Raw genomic sequence first — 22,781 nt, 5'->3', positions numbered from 1 at the left:
CATATATAGTTAAACCCATAAAATTAGTGTATGAAGCTGCCTTGTATATTAAAAAATGGTCTACCCTTCTTTGCGTTACTTGCTTTTGTTGTTTTGGGGTGCAAAACAGAGAAAAGCACAGCACCAAGTAAAGCGGACCAAGTTATTTCATCTGTTCGGTCAATGTATGCTCCCGATAAACGTGTGGCCCTGTTTGATGTTCAATCAAAGGAAAATGCAGGAGAATACACCCTGATTGGGAAAACCAATATGCCCGAAGCCCTGAGCGCTTTGCGAACTATGTTGGATTCACTCCAGATTTCTTATACTGATAGTATTCAAACTCTTCCCGCGGATGACTTGGAAGGAAAAATATATGGTGCTATTGCCCTTTCTGTGGCGAATATTCGGTCGAATCCAGCACATTCCGCAGAAATGGTCACACAAGGTACTTTGGGCATGCCCCTGAAGGTGTATCAGAAAAAAGGGAGTTGGTATCAAATCCAAACTCCAGATAAATACTTGGGATGGGTAGACAGTGGAGGTGTTGAATTGATGGATAAAACCCAATTTGATGCTTGGCAAAACTCAGAAAAATTGATTTACACCAAAATATATGGCAACGCCTATACCCGTGCTGATGAATCCTCTCAAATCGTATCCGATTTAGTGGCTGGAAACATTTTAAGCTTGGTTGCGGATACTAGAGCCTTTTATGAGGTAAACTATCCAGATGGGAAAAAAGCATTTGTAAAAAAATCGGAAGCTTCTACTTACCAAGACTGGAAATCTTCGTTGGCCCCGACACAGGAATCTTTGGTGGAAACATCCAAGACCTTGCTCGGTGTGCCCTATTTGTGGGGTGGTACTTCCATTAAGGGTGTAGACTGTAGCGGTTTTACAAAAACCATCTTTTTTATGAACGGAATGATTATACCCAGAGATGCGTCACAACAAATCCATGAAGGTATTTTGGTTGATGATTCCAAGGATTTTGACCAACTCGTACCCGGTGATTTGCTCTTTTTTGGCGAAAAAGCTACGGAAACAAGTCCAGAACGGGTTATCCATGTGGGGATGTGGATCGGCAACAATGAGTTTATCCATTCCGCAGGGAGTGTTCATATCAGTAGTGTGGACAAGGATTCCGAAAATTTTGATGCATACAATTACAACAGGTACTTGAGAACCAAGCGTATCCTAAACCAAAAGGATGATGGCCTTCTGTATTTGAAGGAGCAGGACGTGTTTTAATTTTAAAAGAATTGTACCATTAAAAAGACCATCCGATAGGATGGCCTTTTATTTTTATGGATTCTTGATTCCTTTAAGTGAATCCTTTATATCAAGAAACCGTTTAGGTGAATACATCTATGCCACTAAAGCAGATGTTGCCATAGACATTATTGAACATCCCAGAAGATACGATCTAACAATGTAACCTCAGGAACATTGCTTCCATTTCTACTGATTTCATTGTCTGGATACGCCAACCTACGAATAAACTGTCCGTTTAAATCTGGGTTAAGATTTTCAGGTAAATCCATATTATCGTATTGATAATCATATCTCCGAGCATCATTCCAAGCTTCGGGATGAAGAAAGAGAGCTACCCATTTTTCCTTAAAAATATCGTCTATGGTGAATGCAGCCACACCCATACCAACACTTGGATTGTTAATGTATGTGTCAATTTCCGCATCTGGAACCGAAAGCATCTCCATGTGTGCCCGTATGCCGTCCAAATAAGCTTGATAAGATCTTGCTTTATCAAGGGTAAACGTTGCTTCAGCTTCTATAAACTTTTGCTCACTGAAAGTTGCTATCAAAACTGGTGAGGCAAGCGACGTATAAAATTGACCTTCAATGAGTGTGGACCTTGCGCCAGATGGCGGAGCGTCTCCCCTACCTGCTCCATTTACAGTACCTACATATTCATCATCATCCGTTGCGCCTACCATAAGAGGCAATCTAGGGTCTGCCACACCAAAAGTGGTACCATCAGTAGCTTCAATAAATTGCTCGGATATCCATCCTCCCAAAAGTAAATCTGCGTTATTCCTTGCCACATTAAACCAAGGGTTCACGGCTTCATCAAAAAAGGTAACGTCCGCATTCTCTTCATTGGAAGAAAAGCCATTGTCCAATGCACTTAAAAGTGCACTTTCGTCATAACTTGGCAATTCACTCAAGTGCAGCATATATCTGGCCTTGAGCATATTTCCGAAAGAAATCCAATAATCCACATTTCCGCCATATATGAAATCATCGTCCCCCAAAGAAGAGGTCGTTGAACCTTGAAGATTGGCGATACCATCATCCAGATATTGAATTATAAGTTCATAGAGCTGCGTATCCTCATCGTATGCCGGTGTAACGGTCTCAAAATTGAAACTCTCCGAAAAAGGCATATCTCCAAAAATATCCACACCCATGCTTAAATTCAGGGCCATCAATATTTGTGCTGCACCTTGATAGTGCCCAGCGCCCTGTTCTTCAGATTTTTCGATCAATACCGTAAGATCTGTCATGACATTATACAGATTAAACCATGTTGAATTGAAACTTAACGGCTCCATAGTATCAGAAGCGCTTGCTGGATTTGGGGAAGCCAAATATTGTACATAATTAGACGTTATGTCTCCCACACGGAATACATTTAAAGCCGATTCATAGGAGCTATTGATCATTAAACCTGAAATCGGTGCATCGACAGGGTTATTTGGATTCTCATTGACATCCAAGTATGAGTCACAGGACGAAATCAGAAAAATTCCTCCTACACTCAATATTTTAGTAACTAAATATTTAAATTTCATAAATCTATTTTTTAATGAACATTTTAGAATTGCAATCACACGGTCTACAATCCCATATTCAATGTTAAGAAATAACTTTGTGTCCCTGGGAATCCAAGACCAGTAAACCCTACAGCATTTCCACCTGCTCCCGCGGAAAACGATTCTGGATCAAAACCGTCCCATGGGGTATAGAGAATAATATTATTTGCAGATGCAGAAATCCTAAACGTGGTAAAAGGGGTCTTGTCCAAAAGCTTCTTGTCAAAATTATAGCCCAAGGTTATGTTTCTTAACTTGATAAAACTTGCGTCCTGTACAAAGTTCTCACTAACACCCCTGTAATGGTTTCTCCAAAAACCTGCTCCATAGTCTACGCCGTCTGGGCCTACGCCCTGTCCGAGCCAAACTTCCTGTGTATTTGGAGATCCATTCTCCAATACCCCCTCAAAAACCCTAAAGTCATTTCTAGCCGCTGTATATTCCGCTTTACCAAATGCAGCAAGAAAGTTATCGAATTGATTGTATTGCTCCACATCGGCCCTAAAATCTATTAGAAAGCTTAGATCAAAATTCTTGTAGTTCAACTCATTTCTTAAACCACCTATGAATTTTGGCACCGCGTTGCCCAAAATCAATTGGTCCCCATTACGTACTGGAAATCCATTCTCGCCAATTACAACTGGTAGGCCCCTATCCAAGAAAATAGCGTCTTCGTTAGCGCCAAACCTTTGATAACTAGTACCATAAAGGTTGCCATAGGCTTCACCTTCAATCAATCGCATACTTACCGTACTTCCGACATAACCAAATTGACTTCCTACAAAAATTTCATCAATCCCTTCACGAATTGCTATTATCTCATTGTTATTGACTGAAAAGTTTGCCGTGGTCGTCCAATTGAAGTCTTCTCCTCTTATGATATCAGCACTAAGCACTACTTCAAAACCGCTATTTTCAATTTCTCCAGCATTGGTGATGAAGGATGAAAAGCCTGTGGCATCAGAAATCGGCACTGGAATAATTTGATCTTCGGCATTGTTTTTATAGTACGTAACATCCAGATTCAATCTACTGTCGAAGAAAGCAAGTTGTGCTCCAAATTCCAATGATGTATTTAGCTCTGGTCTCAACGCTGGATCACCAAATTCACTGTCTCTACTAAATCCTACCTGTCCATTTAAAGGAAACTGACTGGGTGAAACAAAGAAAGATCCCAAAACATGGGGATTGGTATCTTTTCCCACTTGTGCCCAAGAGGCCCTGAGTTTACCAAAACTCAACCAAGATGGAACTTCAAAATGATCGCTGAAAACATATCCCAAACTTACGGAAGGGTAGAAGAACGAATTGTTATCTTTTGGCAAGGTCGATGAAATATCATTTCTTCCCGTGACATTCAGGAAGAGATAGTCGCTGTAATTGACCTGTAAATCTCCATAAAATCCAACCAGTCTTCTTATGCTTTCTCCTTGACTATTGAAATTTTGCCTGGTATTGCTTACATTGAAAAAATCAGGTATCACAAAATCCACACCTCTCAAGGTAACCCTGTCGAACCTTCTTTCAAAAATATCATTACCCAATCGCAATGTAGTATTCCAGTCGTTACCGAATTTCTTTTTTAAAGTGATGTAAAAATTGGAAGTCAAATCCCTGCTGTTAATCCTTGTCTCTTCAATGAATCCTGTAGAACTCAAAGGTACTTCACCATCAATCCCTTTAGGACCCGGTGTAATTTCGGTTCTTGAGTCATTATACGTATCCACTCCCAAACGATAGGAAACCATAAGCCAATCTGTTGGGTTATAATTTAAATTCAGGTTTCCAATAATCCTATTAACATCATCTTTATAAGTACTGAAACGTGCATCGTAGATAGGGTTGGTGTTTCCGTAAGTCCGCATGGTCCCATCTGGATTGATATAATCACGGACATCCTGTGTTTCCGCCCAATACATCATACGCTCCATGAATCGGTCATGGGGCACACGATTCCCCCCAGAGTTGGAATAGTTTACCGAACCGCTAAAATTGAACTTTTCGCTAAGTTTAACTGTACCCGATATTTTTGCCGTTGTCCTATCCCAATCACTGAACGGAATAATACCTTCTTGCTTAAATCTACCTAGCGAACCGTAGAAAGTGACATTTTCACTGCCCCCAGAAATGCTTAATCCATGGTCTGTTTGCACTCCTGTATCAAATGCACGATTCCAGTTATTTTGATATTTGTGTCCGGGAACAGTCTCAGCAACCTCCGAAATTGGAGCCCCCCAGGCTGGCCAGAAACTATCCGGTTGATACTCCCCGCTAAAACCTTGGCCAAATTCGTCTTGCAACTCTGGCAATCGATTTAATTCTTCAAACCCAACAGAGGTATTTATGTTGACCCTTAATTGGCCCGCCTGACCTTTTTTGGTAGTAATGATAACCGCTCCGTTAGCAGCCCTAACACCATACAAAGCCGTTGCCGCAGCACCTTTAAGGATTGACATGGACTCTATATCCGCAGGATTTATATCCGCAGCGCGATTCGTCAAACCTCTTGGTGTGCTACTTCCATTGAAAGCACCTGCTTCAACCGTGGAATTGTCTATTGGCACACCATCAACAACAAACAAAGGTTGGTTGTCTGCTTGGGGATCCAAAGAGTTGATTCCCCTAATGATTATTCTGGCACTTTGTCCCGGCGCACCTCCCGAGTTTGTGATTTGCACCCCGGCCACTTGCCCTTGCAAAGCACTTACGGCATTGGCCTGTCTTGTTTTAGTAATTGATTCTGCATCAACACTTTGCACAGAATAGCCCAAAGCTTTTTTCTCTTGCGTAATACCAAAGGCAGTTACAACTACCTCGTCCAATTGTGTTGAATCTTCTTCCAGAACAACGTTGATCGTTGATACGGAACCTATCGTGACTTCTTTTGATTTCATTCCCAAATAGGAAAAATTCAATACTTGTCCCGTGGTAGCATTGATAGTATAGTTACCATCAAAATCTGTGGTGGTGCCGTTACTTGTACCACTCACTACAATGGTAACCCCAGGTAACGGAGTACCCGAAACATCGGATACGGTACCCGAAATGGTTTGGCCAAAGGCAGCAATACAAGAAAACACTGCAATACATGTTAAATAAATGTTTCTCATTATTTTTATTTGAGTTAGTTCACCTGAAATTTGCTTAATTTTTTTTACATATCAAACATGGTGACTTATAAATGTTATTTTTTACAGGTTTTTCTTTTTTGAATTCCATAATTATCCATTAAAAGTGCTTTTTTTTGAAAATATCTCAACTCACTAATGAAATTTTCACACCTGCCTATTTACTAGCAAAGCACAGTTAAACCATAGATTCAGCTTTTTCGTTGAAAACCTAATTTTCTCATTAACTATAAATTTGTTTTATACCGTTAAGATGGACAATTTAAAAGGTAGGACATTACGAAAAACTCGGTTCTGGGAGCGTTCATAAATATTGATTAACGCAGCGAATTTACACAAGCACTTTTTTCATTTTCATACAGTCAAAGGTCCGGTCATTTGCTGGGCCTTTTGCGGTTTGAAACATCTCTATTTTAATCGGTCTATTTTTAACTATTTGCTAAAATTATTTGTATCTTATTAAGGGAAATGTAGTCTAACGCTAAACTAACAACTATGAAAAAAATATTGGGATTGGCCATTTTAATGTTGATTTTAATCTCGGCCACAAGATTTACAGCTCCAAAACCTGAAACTATGCATTCCATTGAAGGCACATGGGAATTGGAAAGTTTTTACAGATATGATGATGGAGTTAATGTCTCCGATACCATGCCCAAAGCCGAAGGGTACCGCCAAGTAAAGATGTATTACAATGGAAAGGTGATGTGGTCCAGATATGTACCCAATGATAACAATGGAAGATTTGGTTATGGTTCGTATTACATCACAGATGATGAACTCCATGAAACCATCATCTATGGCGATGCCGAAATGATGAAAGCCTTGGATACCTTGACTGAATTTGTTTTTAAGCTTGACTTACAAAATGACACCTACAGTCAAATAACCTTGGACGAAGACGGCAATAAAACCTTCTCTGAAAATTATAAGCGCATTGATTAAATGAGAATATGATGCAGCAAAAAAGGCACTGATATGTTCAGTGCCTTTTTTTATTTTTTTGAAATACCATGAAGTTTATGTAGTTACCGTCTCTTTGCTCTCCACAGCGGCTAAATACCGTTCTGCATCCAATGCAGCCATACATCCGGTTCCTGCCGCGGTAACGGCCTGACGATAGATTTTGTCTTGGGCATCCCCACTGGCAAAAACCCCAGGTCTATTCGTCTTGGTGGACTTGGGCTGGGTTATGATGTAACCTGTCTCATCCATATCCAATTGCCCTTTAAAAATATCGGTGTTGGGTTTATGGCCAATGGCAATGAAAAGTCCGGTTATGGCAATCTCCTCCTTCTCTCCAGTTTGATTGTTTACTATTCTAAGCCCCTCCACTACTTGGTCACCTAGAACTTCATCAACCTCTGTGTTGTATTTTATTTCAATATTGTCAATACTGTTAACTCTATGCTGCATGGCTTTGGAGGCCCTCATATAGTCTTTACGTACCAACATGGTCACTTTTTTACAGATATTGGCCAAGTAAGAAGCCTCTTCAGCAGCGGTATCCCCAGCTCCAACAATGGCCACTTCTTGTCCTTTGTAAAAGAACCCATCACACACTGCACATGCTGAAACCCCACCTCCACGCAAGCGTTGCTCACTGGGAATGTTCAAATATTTGGCAGAAGCCCCTGTTGAAATGATGACAGTTTCCGCTTCAATCTGGGTAGAGTCATCCACGGTAACTTTATGGATTCCACCAAACTCATTACTCAATTCAACAGCGGTGATCATTCCTATTCGTACTTCAGTACCAAATCGCTCAGCCTGCTGCTGCAATTGAATCATCATGGTAGGCCCATCTATCCCTTCGGGATATCCGGGAAAATTGTCCACTTCTGTTGTGGTAGTTAGCTGTCCACCAGGCTCCATTCCCGTGTACATTACAGGTTTCAAATCAGCTCTGGCCGCATAGATGGCCGCAGTATAGCCCGCCGGTCCAGACCCAATAATCAATGTTTTTACTCTTTCCATTTGTTCTGACATAGCAAAAGTCTTCCTCTGTTTGTTATCTTACAAAAGTAGGTTTTTTGCAAAGAACCTTACAAAGAGACCGTGTCGCATATCTATCGTTTTTTTTAAAAAATGTGAACAATGTAAAACGAAAACGGTGAATTTTGGAGCAAAATAAAAAAGAGCCCATGGGAAAGGCTCTTTTTCGTTGAATAAGTAGGTCAAGTTATGAAAAAAATTGCTTGATCATAAAAACCGTTACAACCAAGGGGCTCAACCTCAAAACCCCCTGGCGCAACGGGAACCTCTTTCAAAAAAGACAGTAGGTTAAGATCAGGTAAAATACCTTACGGTTAACTCATCTTAATTTTCTGGAGGTTTGTGCTATAACTACAAAGAGTTTTGCTTTTGTTGGGGTAAACTTACCATGATTTATTTTCAGATATGCTCCCAATTAATAAATGGGGCATATCTGTTAACGAATGCCCGTTTTGAGTTCATACTTTTTTTTGAAGCGGTATAAATCCAACTAAAATGACCCTGAAAACGACTTCTAAATGAATAAAATTTGTAGGGGAATACAACTGCAATTATCCATGCGATATTAAAACATATAGGAGAACAGCAAAAAAGAAAAGTAGTGTGATTGGAAATAAATTAAAAAAACCTCCTTTAGGAGGTTTCAATAACTTTATATTCTGATGGGTTCTTTGTTGGTCAAATTCACATCCCTTAGGAGAGTATCGGTGAACTTGAAATGTCCCTTGGTAGTAATTATTTTAAATCGGTTGGACCTAAGACGTGCCACAGTGTCCAACAGCAGCCATTTTGATTTCAACTTACTTGGGTCAAACGACTTTAGACTAATATCAAAAAAATATTTTCTGCCATTTTTGTGTGCTGATATATCGGCCGAAAGATTAGTTCCGCCCTTCTTCTTTACAAAAGTTTTTGGAGATTCATAACCGGGCAAATCTGTTTTTATATTGGTAAAACCTCTTTCCTTGAGGTAGTTTATAGCCCGTTCTAAAAAGTCTTTGTGTTCATCTATTTCTTTTCCAACCATATCTTGTAAGATAAAAGAAATGATGAGAAAAGCAAATTATTTAACAAGAAATTCCTTAGAATCAATCAATTATGATATTTCAACTTGCGCTCTATGGTCTCAATCATCACATTGGCGATGTCCATTCCTGTTGTGTTTTCAATGCCCTCCAAACCAGGGGATGAATTCACCTCCAATAATAGCGGACCTCTATTTGAACGGATGATGTCTACCCCGGCCACATCCAGATTGAGGACTTTGGCAGATTTAACCGCCAGCTTCCGCTCTTCTGGTGTTATTTTAATCTTTGATGCCGCACCACCTTGGTGAATATTGGCCCTAAACTCTCCTTTTTGTGCCTGGCGCTGCATGGAAGCCACTACCTTTCCGTTCACTACAAAGCAACGTATGTCCTGACCATTGGCCTCTTTTATGAACTCTTGGACCAAGATGTTGGTCTGCACACTTTTGAAGGCATTGATTACACTTTCGGCAGCTTTGTTCGTCTCCGCCAACACTACACCCTTGCCTTGAGTACTTTCTAGCAATTTTATGATCAATGGAGAGCCATTCACCATGCGTATGAGGTCTTTGGTGTCCATGGGCGACTTGGCAAAACCTGTGATGGGAATATGGATGTCATGCTTGGAGAACAATTGTGATGCAAACAGTTTGTCCCGTGACTTGCTAATGGAATCCGCAGAATTTAAACAATAGACCCCAAGGGTATCAAACTGTCGCAAAAGGGCACATCCATAAAACGTGACAGCGGGTTTTATTCGGGGAATTACTGCATCAAACTTGTCCAAAATATTGCCTCCGCGATAGCGAATCTCAGGAGAACTCGCATCCAACTTCATGTATGCGTTTTCCACATTGAGAAAGACCACTTTGTGTCCACGCATCTCCCCGGCCTCAATAATTCTCTTATTGCTGTACAATTCAGGATTACTGGCCAAAAGCCCCAAGGTCAATCCTGATTTCTCATTCATATAGGGGCGGTACTTTTTGGTAATTTCATCCGAAGAGATATCTCCTTGACAAAAGCTTTTGGATGGGTCCACCAAATATCGAGCACTTATGGCTTCCCGCCCCAACAACATACGGTATTCCATGGTATCGCGATTGGCCAAGGTAAGCTCAATTTCAAAAGTGTTTCCTCCAATAGTGACCGGTGTTTTTATTACAGGGCGTTCCTCTGAAATGCCCAGGGAACTCTTTACACTCCTTACATCAAATAATTTGGCCTGACAAAGGATGGAAATACTGCGGTTATCCTGAATTGGGTTGACCTCAAAACGTACCCAATCCTCCAAACCCTTGGTGAAAATCTTTACTTTGCTCGCCTGTATGGAGGAGGTTTTTGCTCCAGAATCCACTCGGGCCTTGATGGCCGGAATGCTCATATCATCCAATCGGCACCATTCCTCGCTGCCCAAAATGTTAGTACTGTCCAAAATAATCTATTATTAGTTTATCAATCGCATTATAAATAGGTCCACAACCTCAACCAAGATTAAAATAATAATGATCCACTCCAGTCTACTGCTTTCCCTATGATCCATGATATCTTTAAAAAGGCTCAGGTTCTCTTTTATAATGTATCCTTGCTCCCTAATGGTACGATATCGTTCCTTTAAATCAAAAATTTGTTTTAAGTTTTTGTCCAATCGGTCCAAATCCTCATCTTCCCAAGTCACTTCATGGGAGTCAAAAATATACAGGTTTTCCGAAATTTGGTTGTTGATGTTGAGCACACGCCCAATATGTCTTTTTAATTTCTTGCCACCAAGATCCAGTTTCCCATGAAGCTCCAAATGATTGGTATGCTGTCGGGTCTCCTTCATTATCTGGTCCGAAAGACCTGAGAAATAATCCAATGCCACAGATTGGGAAAGATGCAACAGCGTTAAACGCATGGCCTCTATATCCGATTCGGGCAAGATGATTTTATTATTGGTTACTTTGGGCTTTACGTTGCCTTTGGCCAATTCAACCTCAATTTCTTCGGTAAGTTCTGACTGCTGCCAAACCACACAAAATGGTTTTAGTTCTTCGGTAATGGTGGTAATCGATGCTTCATCCAGCCCATAAAAAGATACAATGCCATATCTGAAAATATACACGTATCCCCCTTCATCAGAATAGAACAGTTCATCTCGATCACCAAATAGCAGCTTTTTATGAATCGCCTGCCTACAGCCCGAAATATCTATACTCCCTGCTAAGTGAAGTGCTATGGCCTTAAAGTCCATTATTCTGTTGCAAAAATCTCTGCTGCTTGTTTAAAGCTTTTAAATTCAACCATATACCCATTGGGATCTTGCACAAAAAATGAGAGATGCTCCCCAACTTTATCCTGCATAAAGGTGGCCTCGGTGGTTATTTCCAAATCCATTTGGGAAAGCCTTTGGTACAGTTCCGCCCAATGGGAAACAGGTACAATGACCCCAAAGTGGAACGATGGCAGGATGTAATCTTCCAACCGATAATTCTTGAAATCGAAGTTGAAGTTTCCCGATTGGGTAAAGGTCAATTGATGACCAAAAAGGTCAACGTCCAACCATTTTTCAGTATGACGCCCCAGGTTTGCCTGGATGACTTCCTGATAGAAGGTCTTGGTCTCGGCAATATCCTTACATGGCAAGGCGAGATGGAACTTGACCTCCATTTTTTCCTGTTTTCTTTGATTTTCTTCCAAAACTTTTAAAATATGATCTTACGGCCAACCTGTCCGACTTATCCATAAAGGGCAAGGATTCTTTCCAATCCATCCAAAAGGCAGCTTCAAACTTGTGCTTCTCCTTTACTTTGATGGCAGACGGTTGGAGTTGAATGAGAAAATAATTTTTAATGATAGCTCCGGTCTTCCCTTTTTTGATGTGGGACAAATAGAACTGGACGTCACCGGGCGCTAGTCGCAGTTTAATTTCTTCTCCCACTTCCCTGATCAGGGTCTCTTCTTCCGTCTCTTTCTTTTTCTTTACCCCCCCAGGCAAGGTATACCGCAATGGTTTACCCACTTTTTGCAGGACAAGCACCTTGTTCTTGTGTAAGGCAATCAGACGTGATTTGACCACTCTTTTCATATTGGTTTATTGATGCGAAAGTGCAAGCAATGCCCGCACTTTCCATAATTATTACCTCAATTTAAGTCAACTATGGCATATTGCCATATTGTTTATCACTTTTACTTCTGAATTTTTAATTTGGCGTTAGATCAGTCCTCCTCCTCTGAGCTTTCTTCCAATCCTTCTGTATCCAACGATCGCTCTTCATCGCTTTCGTCATCATTGTCGTCATTTACATCATAATCCTCCATAGCCATGACCAAGCGTTTGCTCACTTTAATTAAATATGCAGTGTCCTCGGTGCGCACCTCAATGCATTCCACCACTTCGTTATCCGCATTTCGGTAGGTAACGATGTCATCATCGTCATACCCGTCTGGATATTTTTCTACCAAGAGGTTAAGGACCTTGTTATCCAACTTCTTGTAATCCACAATTACGCGTTTTAGCGCCAAAGTTTGTCTGTTTTTCATTATTACATGTTTAATAAGTAGGCAAAAATCAGTGGCGCTACAATGGTTGCATCTGATTCTATTATAAATTTGGGGGTGTGGATGTCCAATTTACCCCAGGTAATCTTTTCATTGGGAACGGCTCCCGAATACGATCCAAAACTTGTTGTGGAATCACTTATCTGGCAGAAGTAGCTCCAAAAAGGAATATCGGTCTGCTCCAAATCTTGATACAACATGGGCACGACACAGATAGGGAAATCACCCGCAATTCCTCCTCCTATCTGGAAGAACCCTATCCCCTTATCGGAGTTTTTAGAGTACCAATCCGCCAAAAAGGTCATGTATTCAATTCCAGATTTTACGGTACTGGCCTTAAGATCGCCTTTAATGACGTAGCTTGCAAAGATGTTGCCCAAGGTACTGTCTTCCCATCCGGGTACCACAATAGGGAGATTTTTCTCCGCTGCAGCATACATCCAAGAATCCTTTATGTCAATTTCATAGTATTCTTCCAAAACTCCGGATAGCAGAAGTTGGTACATGTATTCGTGGGGGAAATAGCGTTTACCTTCATCCTCGGCCTTTTTCCAAAGTTTAAAAATGTGTTTTTGCAACCTGCGGAAGGCTTCTTCCTCTGGAATACAGGTATCCGTTACCCGATTTAATCCCTTTTCCAATAAATCCCATTCATCCTGGGGGGTGAGGTCCCGGTAATTAGGCACTCGTTTATAGTGCGAATGTGCCACGAGGTTCATTAAATCTTCTTCCAGATTGGCACCGGTACAGGAAACAATGTGTACTTTATCGGTACGGATAATCTCGGCAAAAATCTTGCCCAGTTCGGCGGTGCTCATGGCGCCTGCCAAGGAAACGAGCATTTTAGATCCTTGGTTCAATTGTGTTTCATATCCTTTTGCAGCATCCACTAGGGCAGCGGCATTGAAATGAAGGTAATATTTTTCAATAAATTTTGATATTTCTCCTTTTTTACTCATCGTAATCGTCCGTTATTGTGTTGGATTTCTTGAAATCTTCGTCGTCCCCAACAAACCCATCTTCGATATAATCATTTTTTTCGTTGAACCGGTAGCTCAACATTTTATAATATAATTTTGCTGCCAAAAAATCTGAAGAACGGTCGTTTGCATTGGGGCATAGTTCAACAATATCAAAACCTACCACATTTCGTTCTTCAAAGACCTTCTTTAAAAATTCCAACGTTTCATACCAAAAAAGTCCACCTGGCTCCGGAGTTCCGGTGGATGGCATGATGGATGGGTCCAAGGCATCCAAATCAAAAGTAATGTAGACATTGTCTGTCATTAAATCGATAACGTTGTCCATCCAAAAATCGTCTGTCACCATCTCATGGGCAAAAAATACCTTGTCCCGGTCCATGACCAAGGTTTCGGAGTGGTCCATGCTTCGAATACCGACTTGAATGAGATTTGTGGTTTCATTGGCCTCATATAGGGCACACGCGTGATTGTATTTAGAGCCTTGATATTCTTTCCGCAAATCGGTATGGGCGTCAATCTGAAGCACTGTAAGGTCATCGTAATATTCATTGAACGCCCTAATGGCACCAATGGAAATGGAATGCTCTCCTCCTATCATTGTTACCACTTTGTTCCGGTTGATATAATCCTTTACCGTTTTATGCACAGCACTGACCATGGACTCGGGCGAAGCAAAATCAGTAAGGGCATCTGCCAGATAAACACCGACTTTGTAGACTTCGCTATCCGTCTCAATGTCATATGTCTCCATGTTTTCCGAGGCCTCCAAAAAGGCCTCTGGCCCCTTGTCGGCACCTTTACCCCATGTACTTGTCCCATCGTAAGGGACGGGCAACAACACTACTTTGGCCTTTTCGGCCGACCCATATTCCTTTGGAATACCGGCATATATTCTATTCGTTTTCATTTTTTAAACTCGTTCGTATTCAGTTTTTACTGGAAACCAGCATTTTTTTATGGTCCAATTGACCATTATCATCTTTCTTTGGTCCATATCCCAAAATGGACAAGAATTCTTCAGCAGTTTGCTGTTCTGCAAATACAGAACTTTTCAAGTTACCGTTCTCGTCTTCTTGAATTAATATATGCTTGGGATGCGGAATCAAACAGTGCTGCAATCCACCAAAACCACCTATGGTCTCTTGATAGGCGCCTGTATTAAAAAATCCAATGTACAAGGGTTTGTCCCTTTTGTACTTAGGCATATAAATAGCATTCATGTGCTGCTCCGAGTTATAATAATCATCACTATCGCAGGTCAACCCCCCAAGTAGTACACGTTCATACTCCTCATTCCATCGATTTATGGCCAAGGTGATGAACCTTTTGCTAATGGCCCAAGAATCGGGCATGGTAGTAATGAAGGAAGAATTGATCATGTTCCATTTTTCCCTATCGTTCTGTTGTTTTTGATAAAGCACTTCATAAATGGTTCCCCCGCTTTCGCCTACAGTGAAACTTCCAAACTCAGTAAAAATATGAGGCACTTCCACGTCGGCTTCATCACAAGCTTGCTTTATCTGATGAATGATTTCATCCACCATATATGCATAATCATACTCAAAGGCCAGAGAGTTTTTAATGGGAAATCCACCCCCAATGTTAAGGCTATCCAAAGTTGGGCATACTTTTTTAAGGCTGATGTACACCTTTAAACACTTTAAAAGTTCGTTCCAGTAGTAGGCTGTGTCTCGAATCCCTGTGTTTATGAAGAAATGCAACATTTTCAGCTCTACCTGATCATTGTTTTTGATAGATTGGTTGTAAAAAGGAACTATATTTTTGTAGCCGATGCCCAATCTAGAGGTATAGAACTCAAATTTTGGCTCTTCTTCGGAAGCAATCCGGATGCCTACCTTAAATTTACCATCAATGGCTTCGCTCAATAGCTCTATTTCCTCATAATTGTCAATGATTGGGATACAGTTTTTATGTCCCTCATTGATTAATCGAGCTATATTCTGAATGTATTGATCTCGCTTGAACCCATTGCAAATCACATAGGTATTCTTGGAAATTTTACCATTCTTTTTTAGCTGCTCCACGATATTGATATCAAAGGCCGATGACGTTTCAATATGAATGTCGTTTTTAAGGGCTTCTTTAAGAACATGCTCAAAATGGGAGCTTTTGGTACAATAACAGTAGTGGTACTTTCCTTTATAGTCATGTTTGGCCATGGCGCTACCAAACCATCCCTTTGCCCGTTGAATATTCTTGGAAATCTTGGGGAGATAGGTAAACTTTAAAGGAGTTCCATAGCGTTGCACCAAATCATAAAGGTCTATGCCGTGAAACTGTAATTTGTTTTCCCTTAGTTGGAATTCCTCTTGTGGAAAATCATAAGTCTGATCGATCAAGTCGATATATTTTGTTTTCATCTATATTTCGCGTTTGTAATAAACTTGTTTTAAAAATTAAATAGCGGATTGCTGCTAATTCTCAGATGCGAAATTCGAATACGGTATAGGCCACAAAGAAAGAGCTCCGTGAGAAATCACGGATTACGGAGTGCATTTCGGAAGTCAGCCCTAGAATTCGGTGTCTTATCCGTAAGACGGCTGTTTGGGTAGACCTCCTTATTCCCAAAAGCCCGAACATGAAAAAACTTTTCAACGATATAGGCAATGCGTCCTTTTGTATGGACTCATTCAAGGGGTAAACATAAACAAAAAATAAACACATCAACTTTTTTAATGAAAAATTATTTGCAAATACAATTGATTGTAAATCAATAATTTATCTTAAAAAATTTGCATCAAACCAAAAAGGGTCCTTTGTTCAAAACCTAAAAATACAGCTACAAAAGGATAAATTTATAGTGCATTTTTCACTCAAACACAAGACCCATTATAAAAATATCTTTAGCCCACCAATGGCGGTTTATCATTTATCAAGGGCTGACTGTAATGTCGTCTACCTGTAGCCTTGTACATTGCATTGGTCAAGGCTCCTATAATTGGTGGCAACGATGGTTCACCCAAACCTGTTGGATCAATCCCATTGTCCACAAAAAAGGTCTCTATTTCCTTTGGTGCCTCCATATTTCGGATGAGGCGATACTTATCAAAATTGGACTGCTCAGGTACGCCATCTTTAAAGGTCAATGCACTATAGGTAGCATGACCAATACCATCCACAATTCCTCCTTCAATCTGGTTTTTGGCGCTCAATGGGTTGATGACAATTCCACAATCCACAGCACACCAGACTTTGTCAATGTTGGGTGTATCTCCGTTCATGGTCAAATCCAACACTTGTGCCACGTAAGAATTGTGGCAATAGTACGCGGATACGCCACGGGATTTTCCGCTGGTACCGTCTGCCCAGTTGGATTTTTCTTTCACCAATTTTAATACGCCTGCATAACGTTCTGGATCATAATCATTTTGCTCAGGATCACCAACAGGGTTGGAGATGGCACGATCAAACAATTCCAATCGGAATTCTATCGGGTCTTTTCCTGCGGCTTCAGCCACTTCATCCATAAAAGCTTGTTCAGCCCCGGCAATAAAATTAGAGCGTGGGGCACGCCACGCACCGGTGGTAACATTGGTTTGCAAACTATGTTTCTCGGCAAGGTAGTTGTCCACCGCACCAGCAGGAAAACGGTTTTCAAAAACGAGGTCGTCATTGGTTCCTGCTCCACGTACATGCCATGCAATCAAATTACCATTCTCATCCAAACCAGCTTTGTACTTTACTTTGTAGGAAGGACGGTAAGTGCCCTGGGTCATATCATCCTCACGGGTGTAGACCAATTTTATAGGTGCACCCATTTTTTGGGAGATTACCGCGGCTTCCACGGCAAAAGTACCATATAAGCGACGGCCAAATCCACCTCCCATTCGGGTCATCATAATATCAATTTTCTCCTTGGGCAACCCCAATCTGGATGCCAACGTAATTTCTAAAAACTCCGGAGTTTGGATAGGACCCAATAATTCTGCCTTGTCTGCTGAAACATCTGCAAAGAAATTCATGGGCTCCATGGTATTGTGGGCCAAAAATGGAGCACTGTAGGTACTTTCCACAATTTTGGCGGCTGTTTTGAATGCAGCATCAACGTCGCCATCTTTTCGCGCGGCTTCTTTTGGAGCGGTTTTCAATAATTCGGAAAGTGCCTCGTCATGATAGGCAGTACTTTCCATTTTGGAATCTTCCTCCCACTGTACCTGCAACGCCTTTTTAGCCTGCATACATTCCCATGTACTGTTCCCGACCACTACGGCCAACTCAGCAATGGCTCCTCCATCGGACCATTGTTTTTCAACATCCTCGGGATATACTTCAATTGGGAACACATCTTTGATTCCAGGCATGGATTTTACCGATTCAGCATCCATATCTTTTAACTTCATACCAAAGGCGGGGGGATGGACAATCATGGCTATGAGCATTCCTTCGCGATGCACATCGAGACCATACAATGGTTTTCCAGTAACAATTTTCTCGCCGTCCACATTCCTGCGGTCGGTTCCTATGATTGTAAAATCCTTGGGGTCTTTGAGTTCGACTTCTTCAGGCACTTCGATTCCTGCTGCTGCGGAGGCTATTTCGCCATACCCAGCAGATTTACCGCTGGCTTCATGGGTTAGCACTCCTTCCGAAGTGGTGATTTCACCCACCGGAACTTCCCAAGCTTTTGCTGCCGCTTCCTTCAACATTTGTCGGGCAGTGGCACCTGCCATTCGAAGTCCTTCCCACCCTTGACGAATGGATTGACTTCCTCCGGCCAATTGCCTTGTGAATATATCAGTATTCAACGGAGCCTGTTCTACCATGACATCTTTCCAAGCTACGTCCAATTCCTCAGCCACGATCATAGGCATAGCCGTTTTTACGTTTTGTCCTATTTCTGGGTTGGGCGACATGATGGTCACCAGACCGTTATCCCCAATCTTTAAAAATCCATTGAGTTCAAACCACTCTTTGGGCATACTGTTAACTTGCTCCGGAGTCATTTTACAGGAAGCTAGCCAGTTAAATCCAAGAACGAGTCCCCCACTGGCTAAACCTGTGTTCCGTATGAAGGCACGTCGTCCAACTTTTGTCTTTATAAGCGTCATGATGTATGTTTTATAGGAGGGTTATGATTTTGATGCCGTTTTAACAGCTTTCCTAATTCTAATGTAAGTTCCGCAACGGCAAATGTTGCCGTTCATTGCCATTTCAATCTCTTCGTCCGTGGGACTCGGATTTTGTTTTAATAAGGCCGAAGCAGTCATAATCTGCCCAGCTTGGCAGTAACCACATTGGGGCACATCTTCTTCAATCCAGGCTTTTTGTACAGGATGGTCTCCATTCTCCGATAATCCTTCAATAGTGGTAATCTCTTGGTCGCCCACAGCGGATACCGGTAGCGCACATGATCTTGTGGCCGTACCATTCAAATGGATGGTGCAGGCCCCACATTGTGCAATACCGCAACCGTATTTGGTTCCTACTAGTTTTAAATTGTCTCGCAAAACCCAAAGCATGGGCGTGGATGGATCTACGTCCACCTCCTGCGTTTTTCCGTTGATGTTGAGTGTAAATGTTGCCATGTTGTTTAAAAATTCCCTTGAATTTATGGGTTTTTCGGCAAAGACCGATTCCAAATAAGTGCATCTTGAAAAAAATTAACATTATATTCTTAAAATCTTGATAATAAGGTGCAATTTGCACCTTGCTCGAAGATAAAAATGAGCAAGATTCGGGTTTCGTGGACCTTGGATGCCTCATACTTTTGTTATCAAAATGATTTGTACGCCATGACAACACAAGCCACATACAATTACAATAGGATAGCAAAGGCCATTGAATTCATTACTTCGAACTTTAAAGAGCAACCTTCTTTAGATGAGATTGCCGAATCGGTTCATTTGAGCCCATTCCACTTTCAACGTCTTTTTACGGATTGGGCAGGTGTAAGCCCAAAAAAATTCATGCAATACATTAGCCTTGAATATGCCAAACAGCTATTGAAGGATAGACAGGCTACCTTATTCGATACGGCCCAAGAAACGGGCTTTTCAGGAACGAGTCGACTCCACGATCTTTTTGTCACCATTGAGGGCATGACTCCAGGAGAGTATAAAAATGGAGGTGGAAATCTAACCATAAACTACAGTTTTGCTGAAAGTCCTTTTGGTACTTTAATTGTCGCCTCAACCCCGAAGGGAATTTGCCATATGGCTTTTATTGATGATGAAAATAAGGGGCTGGAAAATTTAAGACTGCGGTTTCCCAATGCACAGTTCCACCAATTGTTGGATAAAAATCAACAGGATGGACTGTTTATTTTTCAGCACGATTGGAATCGATTGGACCAAATTAAACTGCACCTCAGCGGCACTCCTTTTCAACTAAAAGTTTGGGAAACCCTACTCAAAATACCGCAAGGAAGTTTAACCACCTACGGTGCCATTGCCCGGAAAATTGATAGTCCAAAAGCATCAAGGGCGGTGGGCACAGCCATCGGAAGCAATCCTGTTGCTTTTTTGATTCCATGCCACAGAGTGATTCAATCCTCTGGACAAATTGGCGGTTATATGTGGGGCAATACCCGAAAGAACGCCATTATTGGTTGGGAGGCAGCACAAATAAACATTGCACAATAACAGCCATGAATCTTATGGAAAATACAAGGGAAGTCCAGCTTCAAGTGAAGTCCATTGATTGGACTTTGGTACACGACAGTTTACACCAAAAAGGATATGCGTCAGTTTCAGGTTTTTTGAGTACCACAGAATGCGAGGAATTCGTACAACTGTATCAAGAAACTGATGGGTATCGAAAAACGGTAGTGATGGAACGTTATCGTTTTGGCTTGGGGGAGTACAAATATTTTGATTATCCACTTCCCGAGAAAATCCAAATGCTCAGAGCCAGTCTTTATCCCTATCTTGTACCTGTTGCCAATCTTTGGATGAAGGCCTTGAAAATTGACAAAACTTTTCCCGCCACGCATCAAGAACTATTGGAGCAATGTAAAGAGAAAGGCCAACTGAAGCCAACCCCTTTGATTCTTAAATATGGTAAAGGAGGTTTTAACACCTTGCACCAAGACTTATACGGGGATGTTTATTTTCCCATACAAGCATTATTTGTGCTAAGCAATCCAAAAGTGGACTTTCATGGAGGAGAGTTTGTAATGACGCAACAAACCCCTCGGGCACAATCCAAAGCCATTGTTTTAAAACCAAAACAAGGCGACTTACTTTTCTTTACTACCAACTTTAGACCGATTAAAGGGCAAAAAGGGTATTACCGCGTCAATATGAGACATGGGGTTAGCGAGGTCACTCATGGAAATCGATATGCATTAGGAATTATTTTTCACGATGCCACCAGTTGACATGGAACAGCATTCCTTTTTAAGTGAATCAACCGTTTGGCTTGGCATCAAAAATGAAAGAATAGTATTCGGGGGCAACAAAAATTTAAAGATTTACGGCACCCTGAAATGTGCTTCAGGCAAAAGTATGAAACGTGAAAATAGAGTTTTCTTCAGTTCTGAAAAAGAGGCCCTATCTTTAGGGTATCGACCCTGTGGGCATTGTATGAAAAAGGCCTATCAAAAGTGGAAAAATGGATTTATTCAGCAGTCAAATAGACCCAAATAAAAACTGGTTACCGTTTGATGGTACAGTCAATTACCACGGTTCAATCATGGATTTTGATGTAGCGAACAGCTTTTATGAAAAACTGCTACACAACATTGCATGGAAAAACGATGTGGCCATTATCTACGGAAAACGTATTGAAACCAAACGCAAGGTGGCATGGTATGGTGACCAACCTTTTGAATATACTTATTCCAAAAACACAAAAAAGGCCTTGCCCTGGACCAAAGAACTTTTGGAATTGAAACAACTGGTGGAAAGATCAAGTGGGGAAACCTACAATTCGTGCTTATTAAATCTGTATCACACAGGAGAAGAAGGCATGGCCTGGCACAGCGACGCTGAAAAGGACCTTAAAAAGGATGATGCCATCGGTTCGTTGAGTTTTGGGGCTGAACGGAAATTTTCCTTCAAGCACAAAAAAACCAAAGACAAAGTGAACCTCCTTTTGGAACATGGCAGTTTGTTGGTGATGAAAGGCTCTACACAAACGCATTGGTTGCACCGCCTCCCTCCTACCAAAGTTATTCACAAACCGCGGATCAACCTTACATTTCGTACCATAGAACTCTCATAATTTCGTAATTGGAGAATGTAACCTTGCTGAAAATAAGCTTTTTGAAGTCTCTTCTGAGTACCATTGAAATGCTACATTCCTGAATTCAACAGTTCCGCAGCAGCCCGATTTATGGCATAGATGTCTTTGGATTTCCATTTTTCAATATCGGTTACAAAATCTTCATTGAACATTGCCTCTGAAAGCTTGTGTATCACTTTGTAGTTTGCTACAGAATGGGCAACCTCACTTTTTTCAACAGCATTTAAAATAAAGAAGGAGATAAGGTTATACATGGTTTCCTTTGCCATTGATAACTCTGTGAGCTTGCCTCTATATTCCATCTCGGCATTGGACATATCTGGATACTTTTGGTGGTCCAAAAAATGTCGTGCCTCATGTGCAATAAGGCTTACCTTAAATTCTTCAGAATGTATGTCGTAGCTGTCATCCACGTAATAAATTCCGTCATCTTGTGTCCACCCCCCAGAGAAATGGGAGCCCAAGGTAGCATACTCTGTCCAACCTTTGGTTACAAAATCATCCAGACCAACCACCTTCACGTCAAATTCATTGCCATCCAAAACAACCGTATAGATAGAATCTTTTTGCGCACCCCATATTACCAAATCCACATAGGGATCTAACTTGCTCACCCTATCCCGCGTATACAATCCTTCAGAATGAATATATTCACTCAAAATAGTGCCAATATTATCAGGACCTATCTTGGTTTCCCGTGCTTTGGGATAATTTTGCATCAAATGGGGTATTACCTTGCCCATTAGTTCTCTTTCATATTGCTGACCCTTATTCAAAAGAGATTTGTGCCAATAATCCCTAAAATGGGAAACCAGTTCCTTCATCCGTTCATCTTTTATTTCTGTGGAATCAATTTCACCTCCAAAGCGTTTCAAGAAATGTGTTTTGAACTCTTCCTCCTCTGAATTCAATTCCTTTTTCCTTTTTAAAATTTCCACTACGGGAGACACAGTGCCATCCAGACAGTACGCGTAGATTTCGTCATAGGGCAAGGTAGGTTCTTCTGCTTGGGATTGAACGGAGCTTATACTGAAGCCCGAAAGCAACATACCCAAGTATAGTTTGGAAGATAAATTCATTTTG

Annotated in this window: 21 protein-coding genes; 6 read left to right on the top strand and 15 right to left on the bottom strand. The window is 41.2% G+C overall.

Going from position 1 to position 22,781, the window contains the following annotated elements:
• The first annotated feature begins 30 nt into the window (after window positions 1-30).
• Complete coding sequence (locus ACFOWS_RS06595) at window positions 31-1,233, top strand: C40 family peptidase (protein ID WP_379763147.1); 1,203 nt, start codon at window positions 31-33, stop codon at window positions 1,231-1,233.
• Window positions 1,234-1,382: 149 nt separating this feature from the next.
• Here ACFOWS_RS06595 and ACFOWS_RS06590 read toward each other — a convergent pair whose 3' ends face one another.
• Window positions 1,383-2,798, bottom strand: a complete 1,416-nt coding sequence (locus ACFOWS_RS06590; protein ID WP_379763146.1) for a SusD/RagB family nutrient-binding outer membrane lipoprotein — start codon at window positions 2,796-2,798, stop codon at window positions 1,383-1,385.
• Between the two features lie 44 nt (window positions 2,799-2,842).
• On the bottom strand, window positions 2,843-5,929 hold the full coding sequence (locus ACFOWS_RS06585) for a SusC/RagA family TonB-linked outer membrane protein (protein WP_379763145.1): 3,087 nt from the start codon (window positions 5,927-5,929) through the stop codon (window positions 2,843-2,845).
• 513 nt (window positions 5,930-6,442) lie between these two features.
• On the opposite strand from ACFOWS_RS06585, the gene ACFOWS_RS06580 reads away from it, so the two are divergent.
• A complete protein-coding gene (locus tag ACFOWS_RS06580; protein WP_366590087.1) occupies window positions 6,443-6,892 on the top strand; it encodes a hypothetical protein in 450 nt (149 codons plus the stop codon).
• A 75-nt stretch (window positions 6,893-6,967) separates the two neighbouring features.
• On the opposite strand, the gene trxB is transcribed toward ACFOWS_RS06580, so the two are convergent.
• The 12 genes from trxB to ACFOWS_RS06520 form a co-directional block, all read right to left on the bottom strand.
• The gene (gene trxB, locus ACFOWS_RS06575) at window positions 6,968-7,936 is read right to left on the bottom strand and encodes a thioredoxin-disulfide reductase (RefSeq protein WP_379763144.1); all 969 of its coding nucleotides are present in this window, start codon (window positions 7,934-7,936) and stop codon (window positions 6,968-6,970) included.
• A gap of 658 nt (window positions 7,937-8,594) precedes the next feature.
• On the bottom strand, window positions 8,595-8,969 hold the full coding sequence (locus ACFOWS_RS06570) for a hypothetical protein (protein ID WP_366590092.1): 375 nt from the start codon (window positions 8,967-8,969) through the stop codon (window positions 8,595-8,597).
• 65 nt (window positions 8,970-9,034) lie between these two features.
• A complete protein-coding gene (gene rimK, locus ACFOWS_RS06565) occupies window positions 9,035-10,408 on the bottom strand; it encodes a 30S ribosomal protein S6--L-glutamate ligase (protein ID WP_379764496.1) in 1,374 nt (457 codons plus the stop codon).
• A gap of 9 nt (window positions 10,409-10,417) precedes the next feature.
• Window positions 10,418-11,203, bottom strand: coding sequence for an RMD1 family protein (locus ACFOWS_RS06560; RefSeq protein WP_379763143.1), 786 nt, complete (start codon window positions 11,201-11,203; stop codon window positions 10,418-10,420).
• On the bottom strand, window positions 11,203-11,619 hold the full coding sequence (locus ACFOWS_RS06555) for a VOC family protein (RefSeq protein ID WP_379763142.1): 417 nt from the start codon (window positions 11,617-11,619) through the stop codon (window positions 11,203-11,205). Before ACFOWS_RS06555 ends, ACFOWS_RS06560 begins: the two co-directional genes overlap by 1 nt.
• Window positions 11,585-12,037 (bottom strand): NUDIX hydrolase, encoded by a 453-nt coding sequence (locus ACFOWS_RS06550; RefSeq protein WP_366590099.1) that lies wholly within the window; start codon window positions 12,035-12,037, stop codon window positions 11,585-11,587. The genes ACFOWS_RS06555 and ACFOWS_RS06550 overlap by 35 nt, the downstream gene beginning before the upstream one ends.
• Before the next feature lie 131 nt (window positions 12,038-12,168).
• Entirely contained in the window at window positions 12,169-12,492 is a 324-nt protein-coding gene (locus ACFOWS_RS06545; protein WP_379763141.1) for a hypothetical protein, read from the bottom strand.
• 2 nt (window positions 12,493-12,494) lie between these two features.
• Window positions 12,495-13,469 (bottom strand): deoxyhypusine synthase family protein, encoded by a 975-nt coding sequence (locus tag ACFOWS_RS06540; RefSeq protein ID WP_379763140.1) that lies wholly within the window; start codon window positions 13,467-13,469, stop codon window positions 12,495-12,497.
• A complete protein-coding gene (speB, locus tag ACFOWS_RS06535; RefSeq protein WP_379763139.1) occupies window positions 13,462-14,400 on the bottom strand; it encodes an agmatinase in 939 nt (312 codons plus the stop codon). Before speB ends, ACFOWS_RS06540 begins: the two co-directional genes overlap by 8 nt.
• Before the next feature lie 19 nt (window positions 14,401-14,419).
• Window positions 14,420-15,874 carry an arginine decarboxylase gene (locus tag ACFOWS_RS06530; protein ID WP_379763138.1) on the bottom strand — a complete coding sequence of 485 codons (1,455 nt, stop codon included), beginning with the start codon at window positions 15,872-15,874 and terminating at the stop codon, window positions 14,420-14,422.
• A gap of 483 nt (window positions 15,875-16,357) precedes the next feature.
• Window positions 16,358-18,562, bottom strand: a complete 2,205-nt coding sequence (locus ACFOWS_RS06525; RefSeq protein ID WP_379763137.1) for a xanthine dehydrogenase family protein molybdopterin-binding subunit — start codon at window positions 18,560-18,562, stop codon at window positions 16,358-16,360.
• A 21-nt stretch (window positions 18,563-18,583) separates the two neighbouring features.
• Window positions 18,584-19,039 (bottom strand): (2Fe-2S)-binding protein, encoded by a 456-nt coding sequence (locus tag ACFOWS_RS06520; RefSeq protein ID WP_379763136.1) that lies wholly within the window; start codon window positions 19,037-19,039, stop codon window positions 18,584-18,586.
• A 207-nt stretch (window positions 19,040-19,246) separates the two neighbouring features.
• On the opposite strand from ACFOWS_RS06520, the gene ACFOWS_RS06515 reads away from it, so the two are divergent.
• The 4 genes from ACFOWS_RS06515 to ACFOWS_RS06500 are packed head-to-tail and all read left to right on the top strand — an operon-like array spanning window position 19,247 to window position 21,677.
• Window positions 19,247-20,095 (top strand): methylated-DNA--[protein]-cysteine S-methyltransferase, encoded by an 849-nt coding sequence (locus ACFOWS_RS06515; RefSeq protein ID WP_379764494.1) that lies wholly within the window; start codon window positions 19,247-19,249, stop codon window positions 20,093-20,095.
• Between the two features lie 14 nt (window positions 20,096-20,109).
• The gene (locus ACFOWS_RS06510; protein WP_379763135.1) at window positions 20,110-20,832 is read left to right on the top strand and encodes a 2OG-Fe(II) oxygenase; all 723 of its coding nucleotides are present in this window, start codon (window positions 20,110-20,112) and stop codon (window positions 20,830-20,832) included.
• 1 nt (window position 20,833) lies between these two features.
• Window positions 20,834-21,100, top strand: a complete 267-nt coding sequence (locus ACFOWS_RS06505; RefSeq protein ID WP_379764492.1) for an Ada metal-binding domain-containing protein — start codon at window positions 20,834-20,836, stop codon at window positions 21,098-21,100.
• Entirely contained in the window at window positions 21,066-21,677 is a 612-nt protein-coding gene (locus tag ACFOWS_RS06500; protein ID WP_379763134.1) for an alpha-ketoglutarate-dependent dioxygenase AlkB family protein, read from the top strand. The genes ACFOWS_RS06505 and ACFOWS_RS06500 overlap by 35 nt, the downstream gene beginning before the upstream one ends.
• Window positions 21,678-21,748: 71 nt before the next feature.
• Here the strand turns inward: ACFOWS_RS06500 and ACFOWS_RS06495 are convergent, their stop codons facing one another.
• On the bottom strand, window positions 21,749-22,777 hold the full coding sequence (locus ACFOWS_RS06495) for a hypothetical protein (protein ID WP_379763132.1): 1,029 nt from the start codon (window positions 22,775-22,777) through the stop codon (window positions 21,749-21,751).
• Window positions 22,778-22,781 lie beyond the last annotated feature (4 nt).

This window comes from Flagellimonas marina, from assembly GCF_042651185.1.
Classification (GTDB): Bacteria; Bacteroidota; Bacteroidia; order Flavobacteriales; family Flavobacteriaceae; genus Flagellimonas; species Flagellimonas marina.
The sequence above is the reverse complement of the archived record's forward strand: the minus strand, read 5'-3'. Positions and strand labels throughout refer to the sequence as shown.

What these genes read in the sequence shown, in the direction of transcription:
- ACFOWS_RS06540 (WP_379763140.1), bottom strand. Translation starts at nt 13,469, where the DNA reads ATGAGTAAAAAAGGAGAAATATCAAAATTTATTGAAAAATATTACCTT.
- ACFOWS_RS06545 (WP_379763141.1), bottom strand. Translation starts at nt 12,492, where the DNA reads ATGAAAAACAGACAAACTTTGGCGCTAAAACGCGTAATTGTGGATTAC.
- ACFOWS_RS06555 (WP_379763142.1), bottom strand. Translation starts at nt 11,619, where the DNA reads ATGGAGGTCAAGTTCCATCTCGCCTTGCCATGTAAGGATATTGCCGAG.
- ACFOWS_RS06595 (WP_379763147.1), top strand. Translation starts at nt 31, where the DNA reads ATGAAGCTGCCTTGTATATTAAAAAATGGTCTACCCTTCTTTGCGTTA.
- ACFOWS_RS06520 (WP_379763136.1), bottom strand. Translation starts at nt 19,039, where the DNA reads ATGGCAACATTTACACTCAACATCAACGGAAAAACGCAGGAGGTGGAC.
- ACFOWS_RS06590 (WP_379763146.1), bottom strand. Translation starts at nt 2,798, where the DNA reads ATGAAATTTAAATATTTAGTTACTAAAATATTGAGTGTAGGAGGAATT.
- ACFOWS_RS06550 (WP_366590099.1), bottom strand. Translation starts at nt 12,037, where the DNA reads ATGAAAAGAGTGGTCAAATCACGTCTGATTGCCTTACACAAGAACAAG.
- ACFOWS_RS06560 (WP_379763143.1), bottom strand. Translation starts at nt 11,203, where the DNA reads ATGGACTTTAAGGCCATAGCACTTCACTTAGCAGGGAGTATAGATATT.
- ACFOWS_RS06515 (WP_379764494.1), top strand. Translation starts at nt 19,247, where the DNA reads ATGACAACACAAGCCACATACAATTACAATAGGATAGCAAAGGCCATT.
- trxB (WP_379763144.1), bottom strand. Translation starts at nt 7,936, where the DNA reads ATGTCAGAACAAATGGAAAGAGTAAAAACATTGATTATTGGGTCTGGA.
- ACFOWS_RS06505 (WP_379764492.1), top strand. Translation starts at nt 20,834, where the DNA reads ATGGAACAGCATTCCTTTTTAAGTGAATCAACCGTTTGGCTTGGCATC.
- ACFOWS_RS06525 (WP_379763137.1), bottom strand. Translation starts at nt 18,562, where the DNA reads ATGACGCTTATAAAGACAAAAGTTGGACGACGTGCCTTCATACGGAAC.
- ACFOWS_RS06500 (WP_379763134.1), top strand. Translation starts at nt 21,066, where the DNA reads ATGGATTTATTCAGCAGTCAAATAGACCCAAATAAAAACTGGTTACCG.
- ACFOWS_RS06530 (WP_379763138.1), bottom strand. Translation starts at nt 15,874, where the DNA reads ATGAAAACAAAATATATCGACTTGATCGATCAGACTTATGATTTTCCA.
- ACFOWS_RS06510 (WP_379763135.1), top strand. Translation starts at nt 20,110, where the DNA reads ATGGAAAATACAAGGGAAGTCCAGCTTCAAGTGAAGTCCATTGATTGG.
- ACFOWS_RS06495 (WP_379763132.1), bottom strand. Translation starts at nt 22,777, where the DNA reads ATGAATTTATCTTCCAAACTATACTTGGGTATGTTGCTTTCGGGCTTC.
- ACFOWS_RS06580 (WP_366590087.1), top strand. Translation starts at nt 6,443, where the DNA reads ATGAAAAAAATATTGGGATTGGCCATTTTAATGTTGATTTTAATCTCG.
- ACFOWS_RS06585 (WP_379763145.1), bottom strand. Translation starts at nt 5,929, where the DNA reads ATGAGAAACATTTATTTAACATGTATTGCAGTGTTTTCTTGTATTGCT.
- speB (WP_379763139.1), bottom strand. Translation starts at nt 14,400, where the DNA reads ATGAAAACGAATAGAATATATGCCGGTATTCCAAAGGAATATGGGTCG.
- ACFOWS_RS06570 (WP_366590092.1), bottom strand. Translation starts at nt 8,969, where the DNA reads ATGGTTGGAAAAGAAATAGATGAACACAAAGACTTTTTAGAACGGGCT.